At 34.5% G+C, this 9,843-nt stretch carries 11 protein-coding genes; 1 reads left to right on the top strand and 10 read right to left on the bottom strand.

Annotated elements, in window-relative coordinates; translation table 11 throughout:
• Window positions 1-12: 12 nt before the first annotated feature.
• The 3 genes from BTHG_RS00595 to BTHG_RS27550 form a co-directional block, all read right to left on the bottom strand.
• Window positions 13-384, bottom strand: a complete 372-nt coding sequence (locus BTHG_RS00595; protein ID WP_010280809.1) for a hypothetical protein — start codon at window positions 382-384, stop codon at window positions 13-15.
• A 132-nt stretch (window positions 385-516) separates the two neighbouring features.
• Window positions 517-900, bottom strand: a complete 384-nt coding sequence (locus BTHG_RS00590; RefSeq protein WP_010280806.1) for a hypothetical protein — start codon at window positions 898-900, stop codon at window positions 517-519.
• Window positions 901-1,002: 102 nt separating this feature from the next.
• Window positions 1,003-1,137, bottom strand: a complete 135-nt coding sequence (locus BTHG_RS27550; RefSeq protein ID WP_269719472.1) for a hypothetical protein — start codon at window positions 1,135-1,137, stop codon at window positions 1,003-1,005.
• Between the two features lie 1,153 nt (window positions 1,138-2,290).
• On the opposite strand from BTHG_RS27550, the gene BTHG_RS23935 reads away from it, so the two are divergent.
• A complete protein-coding gene (locus BTHG_RS23935; protein WP_010280800.1) occupies window positions 2,291-3,724 on the top strand; it encodes an IS110 family transposase in 1,434 nt (477 codons plus the stop codon).
• Between the two features lie 179 nt (window positions 3,725-3,903).
• Here BTHG_RS23935 and BTHG_RS00575 read toward each other — a convergent pair whose 3' ends face one another.
• From BTHG_RS00575 to BTHG_RS00545, 7 genes are all read right to left on the bottom strand, one after another.
• Window positions 3,904-4,530, bottom strand: a complete 627-nt coding sequence (locus BTHG_RS00575) for an NUDIX hydrolase (RefSeq protein WP_010280795.1) — start codon at window positions 4,528-4,530, stop codon at window positions 3,904-3,906.
• Between the two features lie 148 nt (window positions 4,531-4,678).
• Window positions 4,679-4,951: a hypothetical protein gene (locus BTHG_RS00570; protein ID WP_010280793.1), complete on the bottom strand. Its 273-nt coding sequence runs from the start codon at window positions 4,949-4,951 to the stop codon at window positions 4,679-4,681.
• A gap of 92 nt (window positions 4,952-5,043) precedes the next feature.
• Window positions 5,044-5,661, bottom strand: coding sequence for an NUDIX hydrolase (locus BTHG_RS00565; protein ID WP_010280791.1), 618 nt, complete (start codon window positions 5,659-5,661; stop codon window positions 5,044-5,046).
• 274 nt (window positions 5,662-5,935) lie between these two features.
• A complete protein-coding gene (locus tag BTHG_RS00560) occupies window positions 5,936-6,871 on the bottom strand; it encodes an NADP-dependent oxidoreductase (protein WP_010280788.1) in 936 nt (311 codons plus the stop codon).
• A gap of 79 nt (window positions 6,872-6,950) precedes the next feature.
• Window positions 6,951-7,349 carry a VOC family protein gene (locus BTHG_RS00555; protein WP_010280786.1) on the bottom strand — a complete coding sequence of 133 codons (399 nt, stop codon included), beginning with the start codon at window positions 7,347-7,349 and terminating at the stop codon, window positions 6,951-6,953.
• 235 nt (window positions 7,350-7,584) lie between these two features.
• Complete coding sequence (locus BTHG_RS00550; protein ID WP_010280784.1) at window positions 7,585-8,880, bottom strand: hypothetical protein; 1,296 nt, start codon at window positions 8,878-8,880, stop codon at window positions 7,585-7,587.
• 26 nt (window positions 8,881-8,906) lie between these two features.
• Complete coding sequence (locus tag BTHG_RS00545; RefSeq protein WP_010280779.1) at window positions 8,907-9,839, bottom strand: 1-phosphofructokinase family hexose kinase; 933 nt, start codon at window positions 9,837-9,839, stop codon at window positions 8,907-8,909.
• Window positions 9,840-9,843: the final 4 nt, after the last annotated feature.

Raw genomic sequence — 9,843 nt, 5'->3', positions numbered from 1 at the left:
AAGCCCCTATCATTATTCTTTTTTAGGATTAAAATTAATTTTTGCAACATCACTAATGATTGGGAGGTTATGTTCTTCTGTCACTTGCACCTGATTATCAACCCATATTTCAACATTTTGTTCTTTTTCAAAGTTTGCAGAAGAATAATACCTTGTATCCAATTGAATAATTCCCTCTCCCCCATCATTCAGCCCAAAACCACTTCCCTTAATAAACAGTTGAGCTTTGTCTTCATCAACTTCTACTATTATTCCTTTAATATCTGCTGTACGTTCAAATTCGCTATTAACTTTTGGATTTGCCGGGTCTTCAACGGTTTGTTGATTACATGCAGATAATAAAAATGCTAAAATAAAAGAATAGAATATCTTTTGACTTTTCATAGGATGCTCCCTCATATATAACATAAAATTATTGTTTCACAGGAATTTAATCAGCACCGTTAAGTACAAAAACTTCTACAAAAATAGGCGATATTCCTTCTTGGACTACCGCACCCATTTGTTAAATAATTTTTATTTATTACCCTTAAATTTCTTTCTCAATATTTCATCAACTATCCAGAATATTAATGCAGCAAGTAAAGTTATTACAATAAGAAATAAATGTTCAAAAAAGAATGAAAGAATTAAACCAATAAGTAGACCAAAAATAATATGAATTAAAAATGTTTTTTTCTTTCTTTGTTTGCCGTTTAAATTCTTAGTTAGATAATCAGATAATCCAGATACTGGTAAACCAATAAGAAGTATGAATGGAGCCACACCAACAAGAAGAACACCAAGAGCAGCAAAGAAATTATAATTATCATAGCCATCAAATATTACAAAAAATAGGTTAAGCAGTAATCCAGTTAAAAGAGTGGTTATAATAAATCCTAAAAATTTCCTTACTAACATCAAAGCCCCCCATATAAAGCAGTTCAATACTGTTTTATTCAACAAAAAGGTGCTTAAGTCTTCTTGGATCAACGCACCCAATAGTAAAAAACGAAGTAACTACTATTCATTGGCTTTATCTTTCGCTTTTTTAATATACATTCTAAGTCCTGAAACAATAAGTACCCCTAAGAGACCTACTACAATTACACTTACCAAAAGTTGCCAATCTACCTCTTCATTTCTCCATAAACTCATTATGAATACTGCTATAATCACACCAACAATCCACGTTATACAAAATTTCAATGTATTTTTCACTATTACCCCTTCCAAATACTTGAAGTGATTTATATTTATAGACGAATTAGTCTTCTGCTACGTTTCAATATTTCAATAATTTTTTCTTACTCCACTAACCTACCCCAATAGTTGAAAGTAATTCCTCACTTATTGACTTTTTTGAATTATCTTACTTCAAATTTCATTATTATCTTTCTTCAACTAATTTGCGCCGTTTGTTCAATAAGGAATCCAACAAAAGAGATAGTTAATCCTTATTTTATCAACTACCCTATAGTTTCTGTAGTAATTTAACTGATTTATTACCTCATTTAATACACTACATACTGGGGACTCTAAGTGCTTTACTTACTTAGTTTTAAGCAAAAAATATTTGAATGATTTCTTTAATGAATTATAATTGTATTATCAATGTACCTTTGACTTAAACGTGGGATCACTAATTTAGTGGAACTCTACCGTTAGTTTCTGTAGTAATTTAACTGATTTATTACCTCATTTAATACACTACATACTGGGGACTCTAAGTGCTTTACTTACTTAGTTTTAAGCAAAAAATATTTGAATGATTTCTTTAATGAATTATAATTGTATTATCAATGTACCTTTGACTTAAACGTGGGATCACTAATTTAGTGGAACTCTACCGTTAGTTTGAGGACATTGTTTTTTTATTGCCAAAAGTGCTGTAAAATATAATTGTGCAGTGACCTTTAAATGATTCTACCTTTAGAGTTGGGGCTAAAATTCTAGACCTCTTATATTGGTGTGAGGCACTCCACTATTTTAGTGGCACTGCACTTAAATACATAATTATTTAATAAAATCCTGTCATTTTTTCAGGATTTTTTTGTTTCTTTAGGAGGAATTCATAGATTTTTGTCGTATATAAATTTTTGTTAATAGACTATATTGAGTAATCTATAAAAACAATATCATATTAAGCAGTTGAAACTCTACCGTTGGTTGGAGCTAGGAAACTAGACTCTTGTGTTAAACATGAGATTTAATATCTGGCGATATAATCCTGACATACTACACTGGGCATAAAGCTCTAACAGAAACTTGGATAGTCAGATATGTCATACTGCATCTAGGAGGAGAAATGATGAAAGATACCATTACTCCATTTAGTTATGGAAATGACACGCAAAATGACCACCAAACTAAGCGTAAGTTTTATCAATTTTATGTTGGTATTGATATAGGAGCGAGTTTTCACGTTGCTTCCTGTATTCCATTTGATGCGTTCTTAGATCCAAAAGGCATTGCCTGGAAACGAACGAAGACAATGAAATTCAACTCAGATAGTGCTGGAATCGCTGAATTTTTAAAGGCTTTAGAGAAGATTGAAAAACAATTTTCTCTTACAAAAAAAGATTTTTTAATTCTATTAGAACCAACTGGAGGACACTATTCTTACCTTGTCCAACAGTTGTTATTAAACGAAGGCTATGAACTGTTTCAAGTTGAGAATAGAGCTGTTGGTGAATTTCGCAAAAATAACCTAGGTATCTCTGAAAAGACTGATTCAATGGATGCCAAAGTAATGTCATATATGGGATGGCATAAGCAGTTACACCCGCATATGCAGGGTGTATCACTTATTAGACCGCAATCTGTTCTCCAATCTTTGTTTAGAACAGTAATGCGTGATCGTTGGTATTTAAATGTGCAGTTGACACGCAGAAAAAACCAGGTGCAACAACTTTTAAAAGTAACTCACCCAGATTTAAATAAGGCGTTTAAAAGTCTATCAAGCCCATCTGTGATGAGATTAGTCTTACAGTATCCTACTGGGCTTCATATGAAAGAAGCTACGGTTGAAGAAATATATGAAACTTTAATTAAAGCTGGAGCAAAGGGAGTAGCAAAAAGAGCAGCAAATACCTTGGCTAAAGTTATGCCAAATACGATTGCGGTACCCGCCGAACATCTTGTAGAAAGGCAAAAATGGGTTATAGAAGAAGCCTTACGGCTTGAAGAGAGTATAAAACTTATTGATCAAGAGATTAATACACTACTATGGGGAAATCCAGAAAAGGGTGTTGAGCCACATCCATACACTGAGATTCTTATGTCCCTACCCTTCATAAGTGAAAATATAGCTTGTACATTAATTGGGGTAATAGGTGATATTGAACGATTTAGGACATATAAAGAGTTCAAAAAATATCTTGGAGTTTCAGCAGAAAATAAGCAATCAGGAACATCTGTAACTGGTACAAGGCAAACTTACAGCGGTGTACGAGATGCCAGGAGAGTTCTATATCAAATAGCTTTAATCGTTTTAGCAAACGGTCAAAAGCACCCTACCGTATTCAAAGTATATTATGACCGAAAGGTTAACGAAGGAATGAATAAGAAAAAGGCCATTGGTCATCTTTGTGGTAAAATAGCGGCTCTTATTTATACAGTTCTAAAAAACAAAAAGATATACGATCCGGTAATCCACGCTAGGGCTTGCGGTATTAAAATGGATAATCTTTATTTGAAAAATCCATCAAAAGAACCTCAACTTTTATCTAGCAATAAAAATTAGGCTTATTTTCAACAAAATCCTAAGTCTATTAAAAACACAAAATCGCCTAATCTTAAACAAAAAAATAGGCGATTTTGTGTTTTTAGGAATTAGCATTAATTTATTAAAGCACTACACTACATTGAAGAAGCAATAGCAAAAAAAATTAATCGCTCGCAGTTAATAAAGCAATGATCCGGTTATCCCAAATGTTCGTGTATTTTTTGAATAACTTCTTTATAAAAAGAAGCTTGATGTGGAACGAATTTATTCCTGCTTACATTCTCTTTAATGATTTGCTTTTTTCCATCATCAGTTATTTCAAATCCGCTGATTTCGATTTCATCTTTTTCACCAAACCAAAGTTTAGAAAAGTCGGTAAATTTAGCTTTTACTATCCCTGAAACCTCCTCCACTTGGAGAGTGAAATCATCAAAGGTATTTTCAGTCTTATATAAAAAAACATTTGCTAATTCTTTATCAACTAAATCTTTTTGCACAACACAATAATTAAGTACACCTAACTTTATTAATTCATTAAAAGCTACATCTATTCCAATCTCTTCCTTAATTTCTCTTACTCCATCCTCAACTGTTTCATCTGCTAATAAATGGCCTGCAGCAGTAATATCTAATAAATTTGGATAATCTTTTTTATTTTTACTACGAATTTGTAAATAGATATAATCAATTCCCTGTTCATTACTGATAAACCAACAATGAAACACTTCATGCCAGTATCCAATCCTATGTACATCGCTCCGAGAAGCTACTCCTATTAGGTTCTTATTATCATCAAAAATCCTTATTTTTTCTTGTTCCCCCATAAAATCTCCCCCTAGTAACTTATCTATCTCTCATTCCTAGACTAATCTCCTACGTTAGCTAAAGTTCAACAAAAAGTTGCCTTAGCCCACCTTGCATCGCAGCACCTGGTGCAATAAAAAATGATATCTACATTATTTAATAGGTACATTATTGGAATAAATCTTGAAGAGCAATGATAAATAAAACAATACCAACAATATATAAAACAACTTTTTGAGCAATGATTCTATTTTTCTTATACAGCCGAAAACCAATTATAAAAAAGCATAGGCTAAGTGACATATAAAAGAATGGAGCAACAACCATATTATCCGAAATAATGAGGTACATAAATAAAATTACAGCAATCATTGTAGTGACGATTTGAATTAGCATTATAGATTTATTACCATTAAATCTCGCACTCTTCGTCTCATTCATAAAAAAATCACCTCAAATAAGTTCCTTGTATTAAAGAATATTCTTCACTCTTCGTGCATTCTCTTGCTTCTTTCGTTGTCCAACTTGGAGTATCAATCAAAATATACAGGTTCTTGTGGATTATGCAAATGTTTAAATGCTAGATGAATTTGTGATTCCGTATTTCTAGCTATCGATAATGGTGGTAGTTCATTTTCAGCGAAAAATTCCACTGCATCTGTTTCAATGCTTTCTTTAGGGTGCCCTCCAATGATTTCACATTGGATAAACATTTTATAAACGTGATATGGAGAAGGTGGATGAGGATGGCATTTCTTGTCGAGTACAGCTATTAATTTAATCGCTTTGACATCAAACCCTGATTCTTCTTTTACTTCCTTGACTGCAACTTCACTTGGAGTTAATCCAATATCACCCCAACCTCCAGGTAATGACCAATCTCCATCATTTGTTTCTCTCACCATTAATATTTTATCAGCCCTGAATACAACAGCCCTAATATCAACTTTTGGCGTTGCATACCCAGTTTCATTTGCAAACAGTTCTTTTATAGTTGTATTGTCCATATTTGTATGCTTTGTCAAAATCTCAACACTAATATCTCTAATTAATTCGAATCTTTCCACATCATAAACATCTTTAGAATACGTTAGCCCTGCCTGTGCAATGGATTGAAGCTGTTTTGCCCATTCTAACCATTTAGGTTCCAATCGTTATTCACCACCAACTGATTTTTACCTAATTTTACCTCATTCTTATTAAAAACTAAACTTTCCCTTTTTCATCTATCCTGCACCTTTAGATTACTAACTTCCACAAAAAATGCGTTAATCCTTCTCTTGGATCAACGCACCCGATAGTTAACTATTATTTTTCTATTGATTCGTACCTTGTACTGTACACTAAATACCTTATCGTCGTTTTTCACCTTAAAAATTAGTTCGTTCATCCTTCTACCTGTTAGAGAGTGGGACTGTCCACCGATTATTTAACTTTGATGACAATTTTCCCTTTGGCATGATTTGTTTCACTTAACTCATGTGCTTTTTGTAATTCTTCTTCTGAAAAACCAAATACACTGCCGACTTGAGGCTTAAGTATACCTTTCTCAAGTAATTCGCCTAATTCACCTAACTGTTTACCATTTGGGGTTAACCAATAGGAGCTTGCCGTTACTTGATGCTCCTCGGCCAATGCTGGATCAGGTTGTCCGGCAATCGTTACTAGTCTGCCACCAGGTTTTAATATTTTGAAGCTTTTATTTAAAATATCGCCACCCATTGTATCTATCACCACATCAAATTCACTTAATTCTTCGTCAAATTGTTGTGTACGGTAATTAATAAATTCATCAGCACCTAGCTTTTTGACATAAGCCTCATTTTTTTCACTCGCTGTTGTTGCAACATAGGCACCTAAATGTTTTGCCATTTGAATGGCCAAGCTTCCTACACCACCAGCTCCAGCGTGTATGAGCACTTTATCTCCTTGCTTAACTTTTGTTTTATCCACTAAACACTGCCAAGCGGTAAGCCCTGCTAACGGAACAGAGGCAGCTTCTTCAAATGTCAAGTTACCAGGCTTTTTGGCAAGCAGCTCTTCATCTACAGTCGTAAATTCCGCATATGTACCTTTAGGGGTAGTATCAGGACGTGCAAAAACTTCATCCCCGACCTGATAATTCTTCACATCTTCTCCAACTTCAACTATCTTACCAGCAACATCCCAGCCAAGGATTATAGGGAATGTCCAATCAAGCATATGCTTCAAATAACCGGCACGAAGCTTCCAATCAATTGGATTAATGGAAGTTGCATAAACCTCTACAAGGACTTGGTTTGCTTTTATTTCCGGTTTCGGTAGCTCCTGCCCTACTAACACATCTTTACTACCATATTCATTTATGATAACCGCACGCATGAATCGCACTCCCTTTTACAAAATGTATTTGAACATAGTATTTGTTTCTTCCTGAGATGTCATTCCTTTCCCGTAAGAGTTATTCTGGAACGACAAGTTCCACTTTTATTCTATCAGGGTCTTCAAAATAAACGGCATAATGATTTTCTCCTCCAGCATGAGGATGGCTTTCTGGATAAAGAATATTTATTCCTTTTCCTGTTAATTTGTTTGTCATTTCATCTATCTGTTGACGGGAACTGGCATGAAACGCTAAATGATTAAGACCTACTCGGCATCTATGGTACGGAATATCTAAAAACCTTTCCTCAGCTTGTACAAAAACTATGTATGTGTTATCTATTTTCCAGCTTTGTCCCTTTTCCCACTTTTGATAAGATGTGTACCCTAATTCTTCAAGCAACCATCCCCAAAAATCTACCGTTCTACTCAAATCTGATACGTATATTTCAATATGATGGAGTAACCCTTTTGACATTGAAAAATCCCTCCTTTTTTCCTTCCTGAAAAATCCCTGCCTCATTGCACTAATCTGCTTCATCGACTTTATAACTTCAACAAAATAAGCGATAATCCTTCCTAGATTATCGGCCGCTTTTTTCGTTTTTTATTTATTTTATTGTTAATTTCCTAAAAAAAAGGACGGGAATATGCGCTTCAATTGTAACTGAAATAGGCATATATCCGTCCCTAAACAAAAACATGTTCACATTTTATTTATACTCTTTTGCATCTTCTTTTGGCACATATAGTCTCAAATTATCGTATTCTGCCGTTCCTTCATAATAATTGATGTGCGGATCACCGAAGAAGAAGAAGTCAGGGTATGCTGAACCTTCTGGCCATGTATCAAATGTATCACCGTTAAATGTTTTTTGTTGGTTGTATTCACCATTGTATTCGTCGGCTGTTTGATTGTAGTGCCAGATTGGATCAGTTTCAAATTTTCTAGTAGCTTTGTAGGTTGTTTTCCCTCCATAATGAAAATTTCCTGAGACAGACATTGTATAGCTTTCTCCGTCCCTTTCAATAGCAAACTTATATTTCTCACCATCTATATATTTATCAACGAATCTTGTTCCACCCTCTTTAAACCCATCCGGTGTATACGTAGTAAATCTATTCCCCGTCCAATCATCTCCGAAATCATTTCCTTGAAGCCAGATCATACTGATATACTGAGAGCCATCAGGTTCAAAACCACCTTCTCCATTATTTAGAGTAGGATTCCATACATTGGACCATTCGTCTTTGTTATTATCGGTATCCATTACTACCTTGCGATGGTGATGAATAAATACATTGTTATGTGGTGCAGGGTTCGGATAGTCTGTAATTGCTAAGAAATAGACCCCATTTTCATCGGTTGCTGTATATGGCGTAGTATTCCGATTATTGAATCTCCAAGGATCTGCTATTTCATCACCATCATATCCATTGGATTTTCCATTTTCATAATCCCAACTACCATTATTTTTACCACCGAAATTGATATTCGAAACCTCAACCTCAATTCTATATCTGTCAGGTAATTCATTGGTTGGGCGAATAATTGCACCATCGTAGTGTCGCTCTGAAATCAGCTTTGCTTTTCCTTTTTCACTTACAAATTTCCCACCTGTTTCTGGTGTTCCATCCTTATCAGAATCCCTTCCGTAAAGTTCAACAGTTAACCATCCATCTTCACCGTATGTGAATGATTTTCTATATGAATCGAAAGTACTCAACCTATCAAGAAAATCTTGCCCACCTTTATCTACAAAGAAGTTACCATCCTCATCATATGGCCCTACATGATAGGGACTATCATCTCCATACGTATCCTGTATCCATTGATCTGGCTCGTTGAAAGGTTTGTTAAATGTTTCATTATAAACTAATCGCCATTTGATTTCTTTATCCTTTTTAGGGTTTTCCTCGCTATTGGTAGTGGATGGACTTGCAAAAGCCGTTTGCGAAATGAGTAGTACCATTGACAAGACAAGCATCAAGAAGACTTTCAATTTCATCAATATCACTCCTAGATGTAATATGATTAATGCAATCGTGATACGACAATCTGATCCTTACACCATTGTATTTTATTGGTATTAATACTTCCTGTTTTCACCTCCATAGCATTTAATACACCCATCGCTACACTAAACTTGATTAACTCTACCTCGTCTAATCCTTCCAAATAGCCTACTGCAAATCCGGCAATCACTGAATCACCAGAGCCTACCGGATTTAACGCTTTTATCATAGGAGGAATCGCTTGGTAAATTCTATTTTTATATTTAATAATCGCACCACGACTACCCAAGGTAACGATTACCCATTCAATATCTTGGAATTTAGATGAGAACAAATTCCTAATCAGATCATCCTCATTTTTTATCGCTTTCCCTAATAAACTCTCTATTTCATCTTGATTCGGTTTAATCATGAAAGGCCTCTGGTTACTTTCAAGAGTCTTTTTCAGTACATCACCTTTACAATCTAGTAACACCGGAATGTTCTTCTCACTTGTTATCTGTATTAATAACGAGTATACATCACTTGGTACGCCTTCTGGTAAACTCCCTGAAAGAGTAACTAATGACACATTATCAAGTAATTTTTTATAGTTATTTAGGAAGCTTTGACATTCATACTCTTGAATGACAGGCCCTTTTTCCAAAAGCTCTGTTTGCGTGTTATTGTGTAAGATTGCAATGCAACTCCGTGTTTCTTCATTAATAGTTTGAAAGCTGTGAACGATATTTGATTGATTCAATTCTTCTTTAATAAAATTCCCAAAACTTCCTCCAAGAAATCCTGTAGCAGTAACTTGTTTACCTAAAGAATGAATCACTCTTGTTACATTGAGCCCCTTCCCACCCGCCGTTTTCATTGTATTTGTCACTCGGTTAACTGAACCCACTTGAAACGAATCAATCTGGTAACAAACATCTACCGAAGGATTAAGTGTAACCGTTACTATCATTCAC

The organism is Bacillus timonensis, from assembly GCF_000285535.1.
Lineage (GTDB): Bacteria > Bacillota > Bacilli > Bacillales > Bacillaceae_L > Ferdinandcohnia > Ferdinandcohnia timonensis.
Note: the sequence above shows the minus strand (reverse complement) of the source record. Positions and strands in the feature narration are given on the sequence as shown.